General features: G+C 54.9%; 17 protein-coding genes and 1 other RNA gene. 14 read left to right on the plus strand and 4 right to left on the minus strand.

Features of this window, described 5'->3' with window-relative positions:
• Positions 1 to 44 precede the first annotated feature (44 nt).
• Positions 45 to 1,304 carry a multifunctional transcriptional regulator/nicotinamide-nucleotide adenylyltransferase/ribosylnicotinamide kinase NadR gene (gene nadR, locus FGI04_RS16285; RefSeq protein WP_038906968.1) on the plus strand — a complete coding sequence of 420 codons (1,260 nt, stop codon included), beginning with the start codon at positions 45 to 47 and terminating at the stop codon, positions 1,302 to 1,304.
• 21 nt (positions 1,305 to 1,325) lie between these two features.
• On the opposite strand, the gene FGI04_RS16290 is transcribed toward nadR, so the two are convergent.
• From FGI04_RS16290 to zapA, 3 genes are all read right to left on the minus strand, one after another.
• Positions 1,326 to 1,940, minus strand: coding sequence for a 5-formyltetrahydrofolate cyclo-ligase (locus tag FGI04_RS16290; RefSeq protein WP_407336989.1), 615 nt, complete (start codon positions 1,938 to 1,940; stop codon positions 1,326 to 1,328).
• A 41-nt stretch (positions 1,941 to 1,981) separates the two neighbouring features.
• A non-coding RNA gene (ssrS, locus tag FGI04_RS16295) (6S RNA) lies at positions 1,982 to 2,164 on the minus strand.
• A gap of 82 nt (positions 2,165 to 2,246) precedes the next feature.
• Entirely contained in the window at positions 2,247 to 2,576 is a 330-nt protein-coding gene (gene zapA / locus FGI04_RS16300) for a cell division protein ZapA (protein WP_012883229.1), read from the minus strand.
• 290 nt (positions 2,577 to 2,866) lie between these two features.
• On the opposite strand from zapA, the gene FGI04_RS16305 reads away from it, so the two are divergent.
• The 9 genes from FGI04_RS16305 (at position 2,867) to FGI04_RS16345 (ending at position 14,250) form a co-directional block, all read left to right on the plus strand.
• On the plus strand, positions 2,867 to 3,451 hold the full coding sequence (locus FGI04_RS16305) for a YecA/YgfB family protein (RefSeq protein WP_038924998.1): 585 nt from the start codon (positions 2,867 to 2,869) through the stop codon (positions 3,449 to 3,451).
• Positions 3,452 to 3,489: 38 nt separating this feature from the next.
• A complete protein-coding gene (pepP, locus tag FGI04_RS16310; RefSeq protein ID WP_342698860.1) occupies positions 3,490 to 4,818 on the plus strand; it encodes a Xaa-Pro aminopeptidase in 1,329 nt (442 codons plus the stop codon).
• Positions 4,815 to 5,993 carry a 2-octaprenyl-6-methoxyphenyl hydroxylase gene (gene ubiH, locus FGI04_RS16315; RefSeq protein WP_407336990.1) on the plus strand — a complete coding sequence of 393 codons (1,179 nt, stop codon included), beginning with the start codon at positions 4,815 to 4,817 and terminating at the stop codon, positions 5,991 to 5,993. The genes pepP and ubiH overlap by 4 nt, the downstream gene beginning before the upstream one ends.
• 22 nt (positions 5,994 to 6,015) lie before the next feature.
• Positions 6,016 to 7,227: an FAD-dependent 2-octaprenylphenol hydroxylase gene (gene ubiI / locus FGI04_RS16320; protein WP_342698862.1), complete on the plus strand. Its 1,212-nt coding sequence runs from the start codon at positions 6,016 to 6,018 to the stop codon at positions 7,225 to 7,227.
• A 240-nt stretch (positions 7,228 to 7,467) separates the two neighbouring features.
• Positions 7,468 to 7,686, plus strand: coding sequence for a DUF7661 family protein (locus tag FGI04_RS16325; protein WP_342698863.1), 219 nt, complete (start codon positions 7,468 to 7,470; stop codon positions 7,684 to 7,686).
• A gap of 711 nt (positions 7,687 to 8,397) precedes the next feature.
• Positions 8,398 to 8,937, plus strand: a complete 540-nt coding sequence (locus FGI04_RS16330) for a YagU family protein (protein WP_342698864.1) — start codon at positions 8,398 to 8,400, stop codon at positions 8,935 to 8,937.
• 226 nt (positions 8,938 to 9,163) lie between these two features.
• Complete coding sequence (locus FGI04_RS16335) at positions 9,164 to 11,110, plus strand: DUF1800 domain-containing protein (RefSeq protein WP_407336991.1); 1,947 nt, start codon at positions 9,164 to 9,166, stop codon at positions 11,108 to 11,110.
• 13 nt (positions 11,111 to 11,123) lie between these two features.
• Positions 11,124 to 12,347, plus strand: a complete 1,224-nt coding sequence (locus FGI04_RS16340; protein WP_407322185.1) for a DUF1501 domain-containing protein — start codon at positions 11,124 to 11,126, stop codon at positions 12,345 to 12,347.
• Positions 12,348 to 12,375: 28 nt separating this feature from the next.
• A complete protein-coding gene (locus tag FGI04_RS16345) occupies positions 12,376 to 14,250 on the plus strand; it encodes a glycosyltransferase family protein (protein ID WP_407336992.1) in 1,875 nt (624 codons plus the stop codon).
• 131 nt (positions 14,251 to 14,381) lie between these two features.
• Here FGI04_RS16345 and FGI04_RS16350 read toward each other — a convergent pair whose 3' ends face one another.
• Positions 14,382 to 14,837, minus strand: coding sequence for a hypothetical protein (locus FGI04_RS16350; protein ID WP_012883220.1), 456 nt, complete (start codon positions 14,835 to 14,837; stop codon positions 14,382 to 14,384).
• A gap of 624 nt (positions 14,838 to 15,461) precedes the next feature.
• Here FGI04_RS16350 and FGI04_RS16355 point away from each other — a divergent pair.
• The 4 genes from FGI04_RS16355 to FGI04_RS16370 are packed head-to-tail and all read left to right on the plus strand — an operon-like array spanning position 15,462 to position 20,628.
• On the plus strand, positions 15,462 to 17,087 hold the full coding sequence (locus tag FGI04_RS16355) for an ABC transporter substrate-binding protein (protein WP_342698868.1): 1,626 nt from the start codon (positions 15,462 to 15,464) through the stop codon (positions 17,085 to 17,087).
• Complete coding sequence (locus tag FGI04_RS16360; RefSeq protein WP_038913014.1) at positions 17,065 to 18,030, plus strand: ABC transporter permease; 966 nt, start codon at positions 17,065 to 17,067, stop codon at positions 18,028 to 18,030. The genes FGI04_RS16355 and FGI04_RS16360 overlap by 23 nt, the downstream gene beginning before the upstream one ends.
• Positions 18,020 to 18,931: an ABC transporter permease gene (locus tag FGI04_RS16365; protein ID WP_342698869.1), complete on the plus strand. Its 912-nt coding sequence runs from the start codon at positions 18,020 to 18,022 to the stop codon at positions 18,929 to 18,931. The genes FGI04_RS16360 and FGI04_RS16365 overlap by 11 nt, the downstream gene beginning before the upstream one ends.
• Positions 18,928 to 20,628, plus strand: coding sequence for a dipeptide ABC transporter ATP-binding protein (locus FGI04_RS16370; protein ID WP_407336993.1), 1,701 nt, complete (start codon positions 18,928 to 18,930; stop codon positions 20,626 to 20,628). The genes FGI04_RS16365 and FGI04_RS16370 overlap by 4 nt, the downstream gene beginning before the upstream one ends.
• Positions 20,629 to 20,752 lie beyond the last annotated feature (124 nt).

Genomic DNA, 20,752 nt, shown 5'->3' on the forward strand with positions numbered 1-20,752 from the left:
AGTAATATGGCAGTGCGTTATCCGCCACATCGGAGTATCAGACCATGTCTCCCTACGATTACCTGAAAACAGCCATCAGACAAAAAGGCTGTACCCTGCAACAGGTCGCCGACGCCGCGGGTATGACCAAAGGCTATCTGAGCCAGTTGCTCAATGCCAAAATCAAAAGCCCCAGCGCGCAGAAGCTGGAATCGCTGCACCGTTTTCTGGGGCTGGAATTCCCCTATCAGCAAAAAAGTATCGGTGTGGTGTTTGGTAAGTTCTACCCGCTGCACACCGGCCACATTTATCTGATTCAGCGCGCCTGTAGTCAGGTAGACGAGCTGCACGTGATTCTCGGCTACGACGAACCGCGCGATCGCCTGTTGTTTGAACACAGTTCCATGTCGCAGCAACCCACCGTCAGTGACCGTCTGCGCTGGTTGTTGCAAACCTTCAAGTATCAAAAAAATATCCATATCCACGCCTTTAACGAACAGGGCATGGAACCTTATCCGCATGGCTGGGATGTGTGGAGCCGCGGTATCAAACAGTTTATGGCGGAAAAAGGTATCGACCCGCAATACGTCTATACCAGTGAAGAGCAGGACGCCGCGCAGTACAAAGAGCACCTCGGTATCGACACCGTGCTGGTCGACCCGAAACGCTCTTTCATGAGCATCAGCGGCGCGCAGATCCGTCAGGATCCGTTTCGCTACTGGGAATATATCCCCACCGAAGTGAAGCCGTTTTTCGTGCGCACCGTGGCGATTCTGGGCGGGGAATCCAGCGGTAAGTCTACGCTGGTCAACAAGCTGGCGAATATCTTCAATACCACCAGCGCCTGGGAATACGGCCGTGACTACGTGTTCTCTCACCTGGGGGGGGATGAAATGGCGCTACAGTATTCCGATTACGACAAAATCGCGCTCGGTCAGGCCCAGTACATCGATTTTGCAGTGAAATACGCCAATAAAGTGGCGTTTATCGACACCGACTTCATCACCACGCAGGCGTTTTGTAAAAAATACGAAGGCCGTGAACACCCGTTCGTACAGGCGCTGATTGAAGAGTACCGCTTTGATCTGGTGATTTTGCTGGAGAATAACACCCCGTGGGTGGCAGACGGCTTGCGTAGCCTCGGCAGTGCGGCGGATCGCAAAGCGTTTCAGGATGTGCTCAAAAGCATGCTGGCAGAAAATAACGTGCCTTACGTTCATGTCACCGAATCCGACTACGACAGCCGTTTTCTGCGCTGTGTGGAACTGGTGCAACAGATGCTGGGGCATGACCGCCAGCCACCGATCATGACAGCGGCGGGCTAACCCCTCGCTGTCAGTCGGGGGCTACCAGTGCCAGTGATGAGAAGGCGTGATGATTTCCGGCAGCGGCACGTCCCAGCTTGCTACCGGTAACGCCTCTACCTGCTGGCAGTCATGTGCCAGTCCGATAGGATAAGGGCCGCGCGACTGCCAGTGTTGCAACGTGCGGTCATAAAACCCACCGCCCATCCCCAACCGCTGCCCGGTGGCATCGAACGCTACCAGCGGCGTCAACAGCACATCGAGTTGCTCAACCGGTAATACCTGACGCACATCCAACTGCGGTTCCTGAATTTTCAGCCGATTCCACACCAGTACCGTATCCGGCGCATAACGTAAAAACAGCAGATGCCCGCGACAAAAAGGGTGCAGCACCGGCAGATAGACCTGTTTTTGGTGCTGCCAGAGTGCTGCTATCAACGGTTGGGTATTCAGCTCGCCGTCAAACGATAAAAACACCGCGACACGTTTGGCATCGACCAGACGCGAATTCGTCATCACCCGCTCAGCGGCCTGCTGGGCAAAGGCTGCTTGCTGCAAAGACGTTAACGCACGACGACGTTGGCGAACCTGCTGACGAATGTGCTGGCGTAACGAGGTAATACAAGAGCGATCAGAAGACGCACTGGCTGGGTTCATGCGCAGTCACTGCCATGCAATTAACAGGGGATAAACGAGAGGGAATCTCCGAGATGCCGCCGCAGGCTGTAACCCTTGAACCCTTGGTTCAAGGTGAACGCAACGTCGCAATCTTAAGGCTTCTCGGCCGAACCGAGCGTGCTCACCAACTACGGATCGTTACATTCTGTTGGTTGAAATATCGGCTCAGGGGACTTGCCCGCTGACGAACATCTCAGAGAAATTTTGTTCTTTCAAAGCTACCTTATCACGTCTGGTAGCGATGTGTTACCCAAAAAAATCGGACTTTTGTCAAAACGAGACACGCTACTCAAATTGCGCGCCCTGACGTTCAGTAATTCGCCCTTGCTCCAGCAAGGCCTGCTCAATCGTCTGCTGCAACATGCGAATACGCTGTTCCATATTCGCGGCATAGTCACGGGTTTTCAGCCGTTCCTGCGCCAGCTCATGACACACGTTAAGCGCAGCAATAAACACCAGTTGCTCGGTGTTAGTCACCCGGGTACGCACCTTGAGGTCCTGCAACCGCTGGTTAAGATCCTCCGCAGCCTGATTCAGCGCATCCTGCTGTTCTGGCGGACAATTAACTCTTAACGAACGGCCAAAAATCTGAATATCTACCGGTTGTGCAGACATGTCACCTTCCTGCCTTATTTCGTTTCACGCCCGCATGAGGGACATCCGCTGCGCGGCCCGTGACGGGGCCTTGAAAAAGCGGGCGCTACTATATATATCCAAAATAGAAGATACAAGCCCTTTATTATACCCATAAGATTGTCAGTGGCAGAGGCGTTGCTCAAAACGAAAGCCGGTTGTCCTGCCGCTTGAATCTATTGGGTATACGTCTGCCGACGGAGCTTGCTGGTATAGCAACGGAGCTTGGTGGTAGCATAACACGAACGACCTGCCAACGACGATGAATGCTCATGTCTATACAGAATACACTCCCCGGTTACGATGCTATCGACCAGCTCTTGCACCAGCATCAGGTTGCCCTGACCGCCGCCGAAATGCACGGCCTGTTAAGCGGCATGCTGTGTGGCGGCAACCACGATGACAGCTGGAAAACACTGACATTTGAATTGACTAACGACGGTATGGCTTTCCCGCAGACACTGGCCCAGCCGTTACAGCAACTGTATCAGGTGACTCGTGATACGCTGGAAGACGACGGTTTCATGTTCCAGTTGTACCTGCCGGACGACACGCAGGAAGACGTCAGCGTCTTTGACCGCGCCGATGCACTGGCTGGCTGGGTCAACCATTTCCTGCTCGGTCTTGGCGTTGTCCAGCCCCGTCTTAGCAAAGCGCAGGGGGAACTCAAAGAAGCGATTGATGACCTGCGTAATATCGCCCAACTCGGTTACGACGAAGACGAAGACAAGGACGAACTGGAGCAGTCGCTGGAAGAAGTGATCGAATACGTGCGGGTGGCGGCCATCATGTGCCATAACGAATTCACCCGCCCGGTACGCACGGTGCCGGAGCAAAAAAAACCGACGCTGCATTAATACACATGCTGCATTGATGCCCTTTTCAGGAGCAGGTAATGAATTCACAAGAATACCTTCGCCGTCGTCTGGCTCTGCTGGACAAAATGGCACCCGGCAGCGCGGCGATCCTGTTCGCTGCGCCAGAAGCTCAGCGTAACGCGGACAGTGACTATCCGTACCGCCAGAACAGCGATTTCTGGTATTTCACCGGCTTCAATGAGCCGGAAGCCGCGCTTCTGCTGATTAAAAGCGATGAAAATCATCACCATACCGTATTGTTCAATCGGGTACGCGATGTCACTGCTGAAATCTGGTTCGGTCGTCGTCTTGGTCAGGAAGCCGCCCCCGCCAAACTGGGCGTGGACCGGGCACTGCCATTTAACGAAATCGGCGAACAACTGCACTTGTTGCTTAATGGTCTGGACGTGGTCTACCACGCGCAGGGCGAATACGCCCACGCCGACAAACTGGTGTTCGCCGCGCTCGATACGTTGCGTACCGGCGGTACACGCAAAGGCTTTAATGCACCGGCGACCCTGACTGACTGGCGTCCATGGGTACACGAAATGCGTCTGTTCAAGTCTCCGGCGGAAATCGACACCCTGCGCCGCGCAGGGGAAATCAGCGCGCTGGCCCACACCCGTGCGATGGAAAAATGCCGCCCCGGCATGTTCGAATATCAGTTGGAAGGCGAAATCCACCACGAGTTCAATCGCCACGGCGCACGTTATCCGTCTTATAACACCATTGTCGGCAGCGGCGAAAACGCCTGTATCCTGCATTACACCGAAAATGAAAGCCAGATGCGTGACGGCGACCTGGTGTTGATCGACGCCGGGTGTGAATACCAGGGCTACGCGGGTGACATCACTCGCACGTTCCCGGTCAACGGCAAATTTACCCCGGCACAACGCGCTATTTACGATATCGTGCTGGAGTCTGAGGTACGTGCGATAGAGATGTTCGCACCGGGTCGCAGCATCCGCGAAGTCAATGAAGAAGTGGTGCGTATCATGCTGCGCGGCCTGATTAAACTCGGCATCCTGCATGGCGATGTCGATGCACTGTTCGCTGAACAGGCCCACCGTCAATTCTTCATGCACGGCCTGAGCCATTGGCTGGGTATGGACGTCCATGACGTCGGCGATTACGGCACCGCCGATCGCGGCCGGACGCTGGAGCCGGGTATGGTGCTAACGGTAGAGCCGGGCCTGTATATCGCACCGGACGCCGATGTACCCGCGGCATATCGCGGCATCGGTATTCGCATCGAAGACGACATTGTGATCACCGCCACCGGCAATGAGGTGCTGACCAGCGGCGTCGTCAAAGACCCCGATGCAATCGAAGCACTGATGGCAAGGGCGGCAGGACGCGTTTCATGACCATCATGATTGTCGGCGGCGGCATGGCTGGCGCGACACTGGCGCTGGCTATCTCCCATCTGTCTGGCGGGAAACTTGCGGTCGATCTGGTCGAAACCCGCTCGCCAGAGGAAAGCCAACATCCCGGTTTTGACGCTCGCGCCATCGCACTGGCGCAGGGCACCAGCATGCAACTGGATGCCATCGGCGTCTGGCAAACGCTGTCGCCGGTCGCGACGCCCATCACCCATATACACGTCAGCGATCGGGGCCATGCGGGCCGGGTACAATTGCAGGCCGGTGATTACCGGGTCCCCGCGTTAGGTCATGTGGTCGAATTGCACGATGTCGGCAAGCGCCTGTTCGCGTTATTACAGCATGCACCGGGCGTGCGGTTACATTGCCCGGCCACGGTGGTCAGCCTGCAGCGGGAGACGGATAGCGCCTCGCTGCTGCTGGACAACGGCACGCGCCTTGAAGGGCAGTTACTGGTGGCGGCCGACGGTTCACGTTCCCAGCTGGCACAACATGCGGGGATCCAGTGGCAACACACGCCGTATGAACAGGTGGCGATCATCGCGAATGTCGTTACCGCGCAAGCGCATCAGGGCCGCGCCTATGAGCGCTTTACCGAGCACGGCCCGCTGGCACTGCTGCCAATGAGTCGGGGCCGTAGCTCGCTGGTGTGGTGCCATCCCTTATCGCAGCAGGCTGAAGTCGATCGCTGGAGCGATGAGCAATTCCGCCAACGGTTACAGCGGGCGTTCGGCTGGCGGCTCGGTGCCATCACCCACGTCGGTGAGCGCCATAGCTATCCGCTGGCGCTGTCGACCGCCAGTCGGCATATCAGCCATCGACTGGCACTGGTGGGAAATGCGGCACAAACCCTGCACCCCATTGCCGGACAAGGATTCAACCTTGGCCTGCGCGACGTGATGACCCTGGCGGAAACCCTGGTGGCAGCGGCCGCACAAGGTGAGGATCCGGGCAGTCAGGCCGTACTACAACGCTATCAACGTCGCCGTGAGCCGGATCAGCACACCACCGTCACCCTGACGGATGGGCTGGTGCGCGTCTTCTCCAACTCTCTGTTCGCGATGGAAGTTGGGCGGAATCTGGGGCTGATGGCCATGAACAGCTTGCCGCTGCTGCGTGACGTACTGGCGCGGCGTACATTGGGCTGGGTGGAACGTTAATACAGACAGGAATTCATGCTCTATGCAATCATTTGATGTGGTTATCGCGGGTGGAGGCATGGTCGGACTGGCGCTGGCCTGCGGCCTGCAAGGCAGTGGCCTGAGCGTCGCAGTGCTGGATAAGCAGGCCGCCACCGAACCGTCGGTCAACGGCCCACACGCCCTTCGCGTATCCGCTATCAATGCCGCCAGTGAGGCGTTACTGCGCAAGCTCAACGTCTGGCCGGGTATTGCCGCACAGCGACTAAGCCCATACAACGACATGTATGTCTGGGATAAAGACAGCTTCGGTAATATTCGTTTTTGCGGCGAGGAGTTCGGTTTTTCCCACCTCGGCCACATTATCGAAAACGATGTTATCCAGTGGGCGTTGTGGCAACAGGCGGCCCAGTCGCGAGATATCACCCTCATGGCACCTGCCACATTGCGTCAGGTCGCCTGGGGTGAGAACGAAGCCTTTATTACGCTGGAAGACGGCGGCATGCTCACCGCCCGGCTGGTTGTCGGTGCCGACGGCGCACACTCCTGGCTGCGCCAGCACGCCGACATTCCGCTGACGTTTTGGGATTACGGCCACCATGCGTTAGTCGCCACTATCCGCACGGAACAGCCGCATAACGCGATTGCCAGCCAGGTGTTCCACGGCGAGGGTATTCTGGCGTTTCTGCCGCTTAGCGATCCGCATCTGAGTTCCATCGTCTGGTCGCTGCCGCCAGAGCGTGCTCAGCACCTGTGCGAACTGCCCGCTGACGCCTTTGCCAGACAACTGGCTATCACCTTCGATATGCGTTTAGGCTTGTGCCAGTTGGAGAGCGAACGCCAGACCTTCCCGCTTACCGCACGTTATGCCCGCAGCTTTGCCGCCCACCGGCTGGTGCTGACGGGCGATGCCGCGCACACGATCCATCCATTGGCAGGCCAGGGCGTCAACCTCGGTTTCATGGATGTAGCGGAACTGATCGCCGAGCTTAAACGGCTACAGGCACAAGGGAAAGACATCGGTCAGCATCTGTATCTGCGGCGTTACGAGCGGCGTCGTAAGCACAGCGCCGCCATGATGCTGGCGAGTATGCAGGGCTTTCGTACACTGTTCGCCGGTTCTCACCCGGTCGGCAGCCTGCTGCGTGATATCGGACTAAAGCTGGCGGATACACTGCCGGGCATCAAGCCAACGCTGGTACGTCAGGCTATGGGGCTTAACGACCTGCCTGAATGGCTGGATCACGCCGGATAAACTGGCAATATCGGGCTGCGAGCATTGATGATGGCGCAGCCCGTCGCCCGATATACCTGCCTTGTTTTCCTTGAGTGATGTTTTCTTGAATAATGTTTTCTTGAATAATGTTTTCTTGAATGACGACGGCCTGAATATCAGGTAACGCCACCATAAATTGTATTAGCCAGGACTTGAGCTGACAGTTTTTTCAGGTCATGTGCGATCCAATCGGACAGTCTGCTTTGAGTGAGGGTAATAATGCTGATCTACGACGTTTTTGGACGGCACATTGGGGTCAAGCGTGAAGGCGAGCGCTGGTTGGTGTTCCGTGTAGATCTGACAGAGCGCAAATTTTCCCGTGTTTACGAGATCGCTATTCCAGACGACATGGCAGAGGACGAAATCCCGGGCTGGCTGGGTGACATTTTCCATGAGTCAGCAACAGAGCGCCATCCTGATGTGAAACGTATCGAATAAGATATTATCCCTACACTCTGTTTATTCATGCACCGTAATTTTAGTCATGTGTGCTATTAGTGCAGACTGCCTGCCAGATTAGGTCTAGCCCTGAGTCTCTCAACGTGTCAGCTCAAGTCTGAGCTAATACACATAAATATATTCAAAAACAAACAACGCCAATTACCCCCCATTAATCAGATATCAATTAATTATTTTAAATTGAAATTATACGAACTAAAGAAAAACACACCTCATTTATTACACACCGATTTTTACGGTTATCACCACTTTTTCAATACATTATTTAATATACATTTCCTTCACAATAACCCATTAATAGTCATATCACGCCAATGAGCGAATACATTTTTCATAATTAGAAAAACAATTACCCCATCAGGGGGATAGTACGAATGAGTAATACTCGAATATCGAAATATAAAGGCGTATGATTTTCACAAAGGCGATCGTAATCATTTAAAGGAAAGTGTATCGAAACCTAATTCAGGTGTCATGGTTTATCCATGATACCCAAAATAATTCGAGTTGCAGGACAACACGCTGGCGTGTTGAACAACGCAACGCGTTGGCCCGAAGGGCGAGGCCCACTGATGGGCCGAGTAACGCAGCCAACGCACCTGCAACTTGAAGTATGAAGGGTATATTTACCTGTTCTGGGGGGCTCATTCACTGTTCGTCTTTTCTTTTTTATTCCCAAGGAGAAATAGCATGCAAGCTCGTACTGTAAAGGAAAAGATCATACTGGCGGTGCTGATTGGCATTATTGCCGGCATCATTTGCGCGATAGCCAAATTTGGCTGGGAAATTCCTTTCCCACCCCGGACTCCGGCACGGGATCTGACCAACCCGCCCCAGCAATTACTGCAGCAGCTTGGCATGTCGTTTGATCTTTCGCATCTGACCTATCTGTTCAATGGCAACCCGCGACCGATCATGAGTTTCATCATGCATTTCGGCTTTTCGATCACGTTTACCGTGCTTTACTGCGTAGCCGCAGAATTCTGGCCGCGCATCAAACTGTGGCAGGGTGCGTTCTACGGTCTGGTACTGTGGGTGGTATTCCACATCGTACTGCTGCCGCTGTTCGGTACAGTACCTGCCCCTTGGGATCAGCCGTTCGCTGAGCACTTCTCAGAAATCTTCGGCCACATGTTCTGTTTCTGGGTAGCAGAGCTGGCGCGTCGTGACTTGCGTAACCGCATCACCCACCAGTCAGAAGATACGCTGACGACTCAACACGCGAACTGATTTATCACTCGTATTACGGTTATCCGCCCCTGATGGCTATTAGGGGCGTTCTGTTTTTTCCTCTTACGCTCTACCGCCGTTCCGCCCGTTACATTCCATTTCAGATATCACCCCTTCCCTTCGTGAAGACCAGGGGAACTGTTCCACCTGGTACACAAACCTAAATAGCTTACAGTCACATCATGTCGCAGGAAGAAACATATTCTTAACAATCAAGGATGCCGACATGATACCCATTTATTTTCTTACGTCTTTCCTACACCGGCTCTCTGGTTACACGGTTAGTTATCTTCGCATCGCGGGTTTGTTATTTCTGCTTTGCGGCAGTGCGCATGCGCTCACACCCGATGATGCCCGGCATTTACTTGAACGCACCAGCTTCGGTGCCAGTAAGCCGGATATTGAAGCACTGCTGCCGCTTTCCAGAGAGCAGGCCGTGTCACACTTGCTGGCATCGCTGGACACGCCCCAGACGCTTCAGCCTCCCTTTTATATTTCCCAGCCACGCCCGAATTACTGGGATAAAGACTGGGAGAAAGAATCCGTCATGTTTCGGCGCATCAACGAAATGCACCAGTTACAGGATTGGTGGATGCAGGAGATGATTGAAACGCCCGCGCCCTTTGCCGAACGCCTGACACTTTTCTGGCACAATCATTTTGTTTCACGCTTTCAGAACACCCGAATTTCCGCCCCGTTTTATGACCAGTTGCAGCTATTTCGATATGCAGGCACCACCAATTTTCGGGAATTACTGCGCGGTATTTTACGTGACCCCATGATGTTAAGCGGGCTGGATAACGTTAAAAACACACGTACCCACCCGAATGAAAACCTGGCGCGAGAATTGATGGAGTTATTCACGCTGGGCATCGGCCACTACAGTGAGCAAGATGTGAAACAAGTGGCCCGCCTGCTGGCTGGGCATACCGTCGCCCAGGAAGGCGGCTGGCACTATCAGGTCAACGAACAAGAGCGTGATACCGGGGAAAAAACGATTCTCGGCCAAGCGGTACAGGGAAGTGCCAGTGATGAGCTTGATCAGCTCGTCGACATATTATTGCGCCAACCCAGCACCGCTGAACGTATTGCCGGAAAGCTGTATTACGAGTTTGTCTCCCTCGCCCCCAATGAGGTGGAAATACACCGGCTGGCCGCAATCTTGCGTGACGGTCATTATGACTTGCGGGCACTACTCAACGCGTTGCTATTAAGCGATGCATTCTGGGCCGAGGAAAACCGTGGCAATTTAGTCAAATCGCCGCTGGATATGATAGTCGGATTTGCCCGCACCTTTCGTCTGCGCCTGCCTGATTACCGCATCCTCACCGACTATGCCGCCGTGCTGGGGCAAGAGCCGTTCAACGCCCCGGATGTCTCTGGCTGGAAAGGGGGCTTGAGTTGGTTAACCAGCGGACAAATCACGAACCGCAAACGCATTATCGAGAGGCTGTGGGTGGCCGTCCGCCAGTCCGCTCTGCTGGCGGACAAGTCTGTCGACGGATTACATATTCGCTTTAGTTCTGAATATCGCCGCGTCCCTGCGACATTCCGCGTGAGCGTCAACCAGCAGCCTATCGCCACGATCACCGCCAATGCCGGTTTACACACGCAAGGCATTGAAAAAGCCTCGAACGAATCCGCCGCCATGAAGCCGATGTGGGAAAATACCGTTATTCCCAGCGCCGTACTGCCGCCACACCCCAAAACCGTCACCGTCAGCTTTACGCTAACGGACGTCGATACACATCTGTTTATCAACTGGATAGCGCTGAATGGTCAACGCTATAACCCATCCCGTGCGCGTTGGGTAAATACCACCGCAGGCGTTTGTCCGATTGGGGTGCCGCTCGGGTCGTTTTATTGCCACGCCGAGCTGGAGCTCTCGTTAGATGACACGGACAGTGCCGATCAGGCGTCACTGAAAGACTTACAGACCCCTCTGAATTTCAACCTGGAATACGGCACGGCGAGATTGCAGTTAGCACCGCGTATCCCCCTGGCCCACACGGCGTCATCGCCGCTTCCTCCGGCACCGTTGCCGCCGCTGATGCCCGTGCTTTCTGACGAGGCCGCGGTGACCATGCAAGCGTCATCCGCCAGCCAGCTTAGGGAATTGCAGCAACAGATGTACCGGATTATGAGTCTCGATCCGGCCTACAACCTGAAATGATACGGAGTGACCTATGACAACCGCACCTGATTACACCCGCAGGAACCTGCTGAAATTATTCGGCTCGTTGCCACTGGTCTCGCTGCTGCCTGCCCCGTTGTTAGCGGAAAACCTTCAGGCGTTACGCCAGCAAACCGGCCAGCGCAGGCTGATTATCATTGAGCTGTTTGGTGGCAACGACGCCCTCAATACGTTGATCCCTTATCGTGACCCGCTTTATCGTCACTATCGCCCTACGCTGGCAGTTCCGGCCAACGAATGGCTGCCGCTCAATGATGAGTTCGCCTTTAACCCTGGGCTTGTCGAGCTGGAGAAGATTTATCAGCGTGGGGAACTGGCAATCTTTTCGGATATCGGCTATCCCCATCCGACGCTGTCGCATTTCGATGCCACCGCCATCTGGAATACCGCCAATACCAACCTCAGTTCACGCTCAGGCTGGGTAGGCCGTACGCTGGCCGCCAATCAAGACCTCGCCAGACGCTACGATACTGATGGCATTGTTTTCTCCGGCTCGCCTGATTTTATACATCAGGAAGGGGTCTTCGCCCTTGAGCTTCAGGATGCCGACGCACTGCGGTCTACCGACGATATGGCATTACGGGCGGCGATGCCGACAGATAACAACGCCTCACATTATCTGCGTTCACTGATAGAAAACACCCACACTATCCATCAGCGCATTCGGCAAAAGCTCAATCGCCCCAATCCATTTGCGCGATTATTCACCCCCGAGCCATCAGGCTATATGTCGCCGGTCTACATTCAGGGCGCACAACTGCTGTGGCTGATAGCCTGCGGCGTGGATACCCCGGTGCTGAAATTAGGCACATCCGGGTTTGACCTGCATTCACTGATGCGTGAGCAACATCGCCCACTTTTGCAACAGGTCGCCAGACTACTGACAGGGTTACGTCAGGGCCTGATAGACATCGGCGTCTGGCAGGACAGCATGATTCTGGTGCAATCAGAATTTGGTCGCCGACCACAGGAGAATGCGTCTGGTGGCACGGATCATGGCACCAGCGGGGTGGCATTCCTGTTGGGCGGGGCGCTGAGCGGCGGCCTCTATGGCTCACGTACCGACCTGGACAGGCTCGATGATGTCGGTAACCCGACCTTTACCACCGACTTTCGCCAGCTTTATTCCAGCATCGTGACGCAGTTCTGGCGCTTACCACATAACCCATTGCAACAAGAAGGTTTTTCGCCTCTGCCTTTGCGCTTTCGCACCTAACCTCATGATGAGAACAAGGATGACAATCATGAATAACGCCATGCCCCTGCCGCACATCAAAAATCGTGTACTCACGCACGCTGAACCCGACAGCGTGATTCACGAGCGCGTATCAGAAGGTGATTTTATATACGACGCCTCGCTGCCCGGCACCTGTGACCTGTTGGTATGCGTCACCCTGTATAACGAGCCGCCGACAGCGCTCAATGATACGCTGGCAGCCCTATCACGCAGTCATACCGTATTGCGCCGTCATACCTCACCTTACAGCGATGATCACGCGCCCCCTTCCCTGATGATTTGCCTCATCACCGACGGTGACGAGGCGCTCCACCCTGACACACGACGCTGGCTGGCATCGTCCGGTTTTACACTGTCGGATACCACCAATACGAGCCACACCACTCACAATCGCCTGCGCGTCCAGCGCAGTGCGCTGGCTGATCCGCCACCGTTTGGTTTAATGCCCGTATCGCCCGGACCGGAAGGAGACTGCCGCTACTCACCACTGCTGCTGGCTGAGAAACGCGACAATCGGGGCAAGCTGGATTCGCACAACTGGTTTTTCCGCCATCTTTGTCGTGTGATCACCCCGCGTTATGTGTTGCAAATCGATAGCGGTTCGATTCCTGACAACGACTGCCTGTACCACCTGTACCCTTATCTGGAACAACACCATGACTGTGCGGCACTGGCAACACACACCATCACCGCCATACCGACTGACGCCGGCCTGATAACCAACTGGCAATATGCTGATTTTATTTGGGAAAAACTCACCGACTGGCCGGTGAGCCAATGCCTTGGCTATATGGATGTGCTTCCCGGTCAGTGTAGCCTGATACGCTATGCCGCCCTGATAGCTCCGGGTCCACAGGGGTCATCCCCCCTGACACGCTACTTACGTGGTTTGCATCCGGGAGGATTACTGGAGCATAACCAGTTTCTGGCGGAAGACCGGGTATTGGGGTTTGAACTGATTAAAGAGACCCCGGCTACCACAACGTACCTGCCCCCAGCCAGACTGGAAACCGATGCCTGCACCACACTGAAAGAATTGATGCGCCAGCGCCGTCGCTGGATCAACAGCACCCTGGCTGCGCGCTTTTCCGCTGTGCTGGAACTGCCTACGCTCTGGCGGGAGGCTGCGCTCTCGTACCGCCGCAAATGTCAGATAACACTAGCGATGCTGTGGCATTGCATGTCGTTATTCACTTTACTGTTTTCCCCCTCGCTGCTGAGTCTCTCGGCTGCACTCAGCATGCCATCACTGTTAGCTAGCGACTCACCGGGCATGACGCCACACCTTTGGGCGGGCGGCGTCTTGCTACTGTGGTGTGGCGTGATAGTCCTTAGCCGCTCATGCAGCATCAACACCGCGACAGGGCTCCTATTTCATCAAATCGCCATGACGCTGATGGGGATCGCCACTCTCTTACTCACCCTCAGCAGCTTGTTGATTTATCCGCTGACAATAATCCTGTTATTTATACTGCCGCTCTTACTGGTTGCTATCGCCTCACCTGACAGCCCGAATACAGGGTGGCGAATAGCGCTTTATTACCTACCCAGCCTGTTATTTTTCCCGCTATATCTGACGACCTATTCCCTCGCCCAGTTCAGTGATATCAGTTGGGGAACAAAAGGACTCACCCATGCCACACCCAATAATCATTCAGCACGCTGGAAACGATCGCAGGATCACCTCCTACTGGGGTGGTTGATGGCAAATGTGATCCTCACTTTCACACTGTTGTCTGCCGGAGAGCATATTTATCTCTTTTTTGCCGCGGTGCTGCTGAGCATTATTCTGGCCCGTTATTTCATCGCTGCGTGGTGTCATTATTTTTCTCCTGGAATTATTCATCACCGTTATCAACGAGCTCCCATACAAGACAGATAAAATGGTAGCGAGATAAATAGAAAAACAAAGAATAATATAATTACAGAAAAACGAAACGCATCAATGCACATGAAATAGCATGATAGTAATAACATTACTCATTAATAGTAATAGCAGCGTGGCCGTGGTGCTTACTCTTTCACGGCCACTATCTTGCGTAATGCACGACTGGTTATACCGAAGTCCCGTGCAATCTGTTCCTGGCTCACCCCCTGACTTAACAACAACCTGACAGCGACATTCCGCAATTTTAAATAGATCCCCCAGGAAGAGGGAATATCCAGAACATTATCGGGCATGGAGTGGAATAGCATCTTGTCATGTGTCTTTTTTGACAGATGCATGCCGACTCTTTGCAGAAAAAGAGGATAGTCCCGGCTGACATAAATGCGTCCTCCGCCATGATTGATAATGAATTCAATCATTTTATCAAAACCATCATTCTCGATAATTTCTGATACCACCCAAGGTAACGATGCCAGCACCGTCACCTTATTATTCAAATAAAAATCATTAAACACTGAAAAACGGGGATCATTTAAATCGGGCAGACCAGAAAACACACCACGAAGAATAGAGTATTCCACTCCGCCTCCTGTCTTAGAGGGTACAATTAATACGGATAGAATCGAAAAAACACATCACTAAAGAAAAAACTGTAATAATCAATTTTTGAAATTAAATTTTTGATAGCTATTAGGTTGAAAACGATAATACTAACAACCTGTAAGCAATATATTTCCATAGACAAAAAGCAATGGAAATATAAAAAATAAATAAAAATAAATCGCGGTACGGAAAATAATCACTGACTAATTCATATTTACAGATTTTTATCGTGAAAAAAAGGATCCATCCCCCCCCAGTAAATACCCGGCAGAGAGTTAACAACATAATCAGCCAGGAGAAAAACCGCACGTTATAGCAAAAATTTCCTCTTACTTTTCTTTTACTGTTTGCGTTTTCGTATTACTGGCAACACGCTCTGTCCTCCTCTTTTATATAACCCTTTATGTAACCCTTTATACAACCGCCTGCATGCCGACATTCAACCTGGTATCTTTCCTCATGTCCTGCTGTTCTTTTTATGCCTTTTTGAACATTAAAAATAATTTTTTATACTTTTACACTTATATGACGATCTCCTAGAGTACCGGGCTATTACCAGATTTTTTCCATGCAGACGATGCAGATTGTTGAGGACTCAGGGAATGGCAATACGATTTCAGACAGGCAAAATATCACGGATATCCTTGCTCAGTGCAGGATTGCTCTCTCTGGCGGTAAGTACATCGCCTTTCGCAACAGCGGCAGACGCGACGGCCCCGGTACAAGGCGGTACGCTCAATATCGGGCTTGGCAGCGACACCCCAGTTATCGACCCCTCGATTACCGCCTACTCCGTAGCCGCGCTGGTGTCACGCAACGTGGTGGATTCGCTGGTCGGTCAGGCGGAAGACAACCGTTTTACCCCCTGGCTGGCTGAACGCTGGGAAATCAGCGACAACAACACCCGTTATACCTTTCACCTGCGCAAAGACGTGACGTTCAGTGACGGCACCAAACTGGACGCCGCCGCCGTGAAATACAATCTGGACCGTATTCTCGATCCGAAAACCACCTCCAGCTACGCCAAATCGCTGTTGGGGCCGATCGATAGCATTACTACGCCGGACGACTATACCGTGGTTATCAGTTACAAGAGCCCGTTCTCCGCACTGTTGCAGGGTCTGAGCCTACCGTATTTGGGCATTCAGTCGCCGACGTACCTGAAAAACACCCCGAATACCAGCAACACCATCGTGGGTTCCGGTCCGTTTATTCTGGAATCGTTCGTCAAAGGTAGCGGCAGCCGTCTGAAAAAACGCCCGGATTACCACTGGGGGCCTGGTTATGCCGCGCACTCGGGTCCGGCTTATCTGGATAGAATCGAATTCAAGTACCTGCCGGAATCGTCGGTGCGTCTCGGCGCTCTGAGCAGCGGTCAGGTACAGGCGATTGACGCCGTACCACCGGCCAACGCCACCGCCTTGAAAAAAGACCCCCGTCTGGAATTGATCACCCGCGAGAACCCAGGCGTTAACCGTGTACTTTACCTGAATACGTCTAAAGGCCCGTTCCAGGACATCAACGTACGCCGCGCCTTCCTGCACGCAGTGGATGCCGCCTCGGCGACAAAAGTGGCGTTCTTCGGTACGTTAAAAGCGGCCGACAGCGTACTGGGCCCGTCTACCCTGTATTACGACCCATCCGCCGCCGCGCTGGGGGGTTTTGACCTGAAAAAAGCCAACCAGTTGCTGGACGACGCGGGCTGGAAAACCAAAGATAGCGACGGTTACCGCACCAAAGACGGTAAACGCCTGACGGTACAGTTCGTCTACAGCACCGGCTCGTCGGAAGCGGCGGAAATCACCCTGTTCCAGGCAGTGCAGTATCAGGTGAAACAGGCAGGTATCGACGTCCAGCTCAACCCGGTCGACGGTGGGGGCTTCATCAGCCGTACCAACGATAACGACTACGATATCGCCTCCAACTACTTTGTACGCGCTGAGCCGGATATCCTGCGCACCGTGTTCGACTCCAACTATATTCCGCCTAACGGTAATAACTTCAGCCGCATCCACGCACTGGATGACAAGCTGAGAAAAGCCATCGGTGCCAGCGATGCCGAACGTCAGCAGCTTTACAGCGCTATCCAGCATGAATTGCTTGATCAGGCTTACGCGGTACCGCTGTTCATCCCGGCCTACCAATTAGGTCTGTCGAAGAAAGTACAGGGCATTAGCTGGGCCACCAACGCCAAACCGAACTTCTATGATGTCTGGATTAAACCGTAACCTGGCCGTCACGGCTCTCCAGCGACTCTTCACCATTGTGGCGGTGCTCTGGGGTGCCGCCACGCTGACGTTTATCGCCGTCAAACTGATCCCCGGTGATCCGGTCGCCATCCTGAGCGGCGGCGATAACGTGGTGGATGGTGCCTACCGTGCAGCGCTGATCAAGCAGTTTGGGCTCGATCAGCCGCTGTGGATGCAATACCTGCGTTATTGCGGACAGGCGCTGCAAGGCGACTTCGGCGTCAGCTATCAGTACCGGCAACCGGTCATCGCCTTGATTGGCGACGCCATGCGGGAAACGGTTCAACTGGCGATAAGCGCCCTGGTGCTGGCTTTGCTGCTCTCTGTCGTGAATGCCTTGCTGACCGCCGGTCGTCATGCCCGGCTACGGGCGCTGATGTCCTGGCTGGAACTGACGCTACTCAGCACGCCGGTCTACTGGGTCGGTATCGTGCTGCTCAGCGTATTCAGCTTCCGCTTGCAATGGTTCCCGGTGATGGGCAACGACGGGCTGATATCGCTGGTGCTGCCGGTCGTTACCCTGAGTCTGCCGCTGGCGGCGCTGCTAAGCCAGGTACTGCGTGATGGTCTGGAAGAGGCGTTGTCACAGCCGTTTGCACTGACGGTGCGCACCCGAGGCGTCAGCGAAACCTGGTTGCGCCTTCGCCACGGTCTGCGCCACGGCGCACTGGCCGCGTCTACACTGACCGGAACGCTGCTGGCGGGGGTGCTGAGCGGTTCGGTGCTGACCGAAACCGTGTTTGGCCGCGCCGGTATCGGCCAGATTACCCTGCATGCGATCGAAAGCCGCGATATGCCGCTGGTGCTGGGACTGGTAATGCTATCCGCACTGCTGTTTGTGGTCATCAACCTGCTGGTGGATGCGCTTTATCTACTGATCGACCCCCGTTTAAGAAAAAAGGCGAACGCTCATGAGCAGTGAACCGTTAACCTATAAACCGTTCTCCCCCCAGCCTGTCACTGATAACGGACTACGGATGCGGATACGCCGTTTAAGAGATATCACTGATCGCCGCCCCTGGCTGGCACCGGCAACCGTGCTGCCAGCCCTGGCCGTGTTGCTGTTGCTGCTGGCGGTATTTTTCCCGTCGCTGTTCACGCACCGTCTGCCGGATGAAATGGACATGGGCGCAGTGCTCCAACCTCCCAGCGCAGGCCACTGGTTCGGCACCGACCCGCTCGGTCGCGATGTGTTTACCCGTGTGATCTACGGTACGTCGCTATCACTGAGCATCGGCGTCGGCGCAATGCTCATTGCCTGTGTCGGCGGTGTGCTGCTGGGTACGCTGTCGGCGCTGGCACCGTTGCCGGTACGCCGTGTACTGGTGCGACTGCTGGACATCATGCTGGCGTTCCCGGAAATGTTACTGGCGTTGCTGGTCATTGCCGTGCTGGGCCGAGGCCCGGAAAACACACTCCTGGCGGTCGGGCTTTCAGGCGTCGCCGGCTATGCCCGACTGGTACGCTCGCAGGTGTTGCAGGTGAAACTCTCCGGCTACGTGGAGCACGCCATCGCGCTGGGCGAACACCCACTCTACATCGTGGTGCGTCATATCATTCCCAACACCCTGCGGCCGCTGTTGATTCTTGCCACCATCGGCGTCGGTAATGCGGTGTTGTCCGCCTCCGCGCTCAGTTTCCTCGGCCTTGGCGTGGTGCCACCGACCGCTGAATGGGGCGCACTGCTGGCCGATGGCCGCAACTTTTTGGATATCGCGCCCTGGGTCAGCCTGTTTCCGGCAAGCGTAGTGGCGCTGTCGGTCATCGTCATCACCCTGCTGGGCCGACGTTTACAGGCCATTCTGGCTAAGGGGGCGGCATGAGTCAGTCTGCTTCGCAGCCGTTATTACGCGTCGAAGGGTTAAACGTTACGTTCCCCAGCCCGCATGGGCCGGTGGAATCGGTGCGTAACCTGTCGTTTCAGGTTAATCCGGGGGAAATTCTGGCGCTGGTGGGCGAATCCGGCTCCGGTAAATCGGTCACCGCCCGCACACTGGTCGGGCTGGCAGGTGAACGGGCACAGATTGAGGCGAATGCCATCGAACTGGTGCGCCACGACGGCAGCCGGTGCGACCTGCAACACCTGAGCGCCCGGCAATGGCAACAGGTACGCGGCCGGGAGATAGGCTTTGTGTTGCAAGATGCTCTGGTATCGCTCGACCCATTACGGCGCATCGGGCAGGAAGTGGCGGAACCGTTACTGACCCATAAGCTGGCAGCACGCAGCGATGTGGCCGTTCGCGTTGCTGATCTGCTGGCGCAGGTCGGTATTCCCGACCCGGCCAACCGGGCGGCACAGTACCCGCATGAACTGTCTGGCGGTCTGCGCCAGCGGGCATTGATCGCCTCCGCGCTGGCCGCCGGGCCGACACTGCTGATCGCCGACGAACCGACCACCGCGCTGGATGCCACTGTTCAGCAACAGATCCTCAAACTGTTTACCGCGCTGGCGCAGGCCGGGCACGGTGTACTGCTGATAACCCATGATCTGGCGGTTGTCGCTCAGGTCGCCGACCGGATGATGGTGATGCAAACCGGCGCGCTGGTGGAACACGGCCCGGCGCAGCAGGTGCTATCCGCTCCGCAGCACCCGTATACTCGTCGTCTGCTGGCCGCTATTCCCACTGCCGCAACCCGTGGTCACTGGCTGGCAGGGGAAAACCCGCTCAGTGCGCAGGCCTCATCCCTGCTCTCTTCTGTCGACACCTCACATAAAAAGCACGGGCTGGCGTTGCAGGTCGACGGTATCTCCGTTTCCTTTAAGCGCCCGGATGGTAGCCGGATGACCGCAGTGAATAACATTTCGCTGGCGGTAGAACGGGGGGAAACGCTGGGCATCGTGGGCGAATCCGGCTCCGGCAAGACCACGCTCGGGAAGGTGATACTGGCGTTACAATCACCGGACAGCGGTGAAGTTCGCCTGTCCGGACATCCCTGGAGCAGGCTGGCGGAGCGAGAGCGCCGCCCGCTGCGCGCCCGCATTCAAACCATCACCCAGGATCCGCTCAGTTCGTTCGACCCGCAGTTCACGATTGAGCAGATCCTGCTGCAACCGTTGCGACTTCGGCACGATCTCAGCCCACAAGCCCGCCAGCAGCGCATTCTCGCCCTGCTGGAATTGGTGGGTTTATCACCCACATTGCTTGCCAGACGGCCACAATCGTTATCCGGCGGGCAACGCCAGCGGATCTCCATCGCACAAGCGCTGGCGGCAGAGCCAGAGGTGCTGATTTGCGACGAGCCGGTATCCGCGCTGGATGTCACCACGCAAGCACAGGTGCTGGACCTGCTGGTGGCGTTGCAGCACCGTTTACACCTGTCGATGGTGTTTATCTCCCACGATCTTGGCGTGGTACAGCACATGAGCCATCGGATTGCGGTGATGAAAGATGGCGACGTGGTGGAACACGGCACCGTGGAACAGATATTCAATCAACCACAGCACCCTTATACCCGGCAATTACTGTCTACCGTCGCCCCGGTGGAAATTAACCAACAACATAACGCGATTCACGCCTGACGTTATTTCAGCGCGCCATCATAAAATAACAGTTTCAATTAACAGGAATATGTTATTTGTGATGGCGCGAGTCACTGAGCGCCATAGTAAACACAGCTAAGATAAATACCGACGATAAATGTAA

This window comes from Dickeya ananatis (assembly GCF_019464615.1).
Taxonomy (GTDB): Bacteria; Pseudomonadota; Gammaproteobacteria; order Enterobacterales; family Enterobacteriaceae; genus Dickeya; species Dickeya oryzae.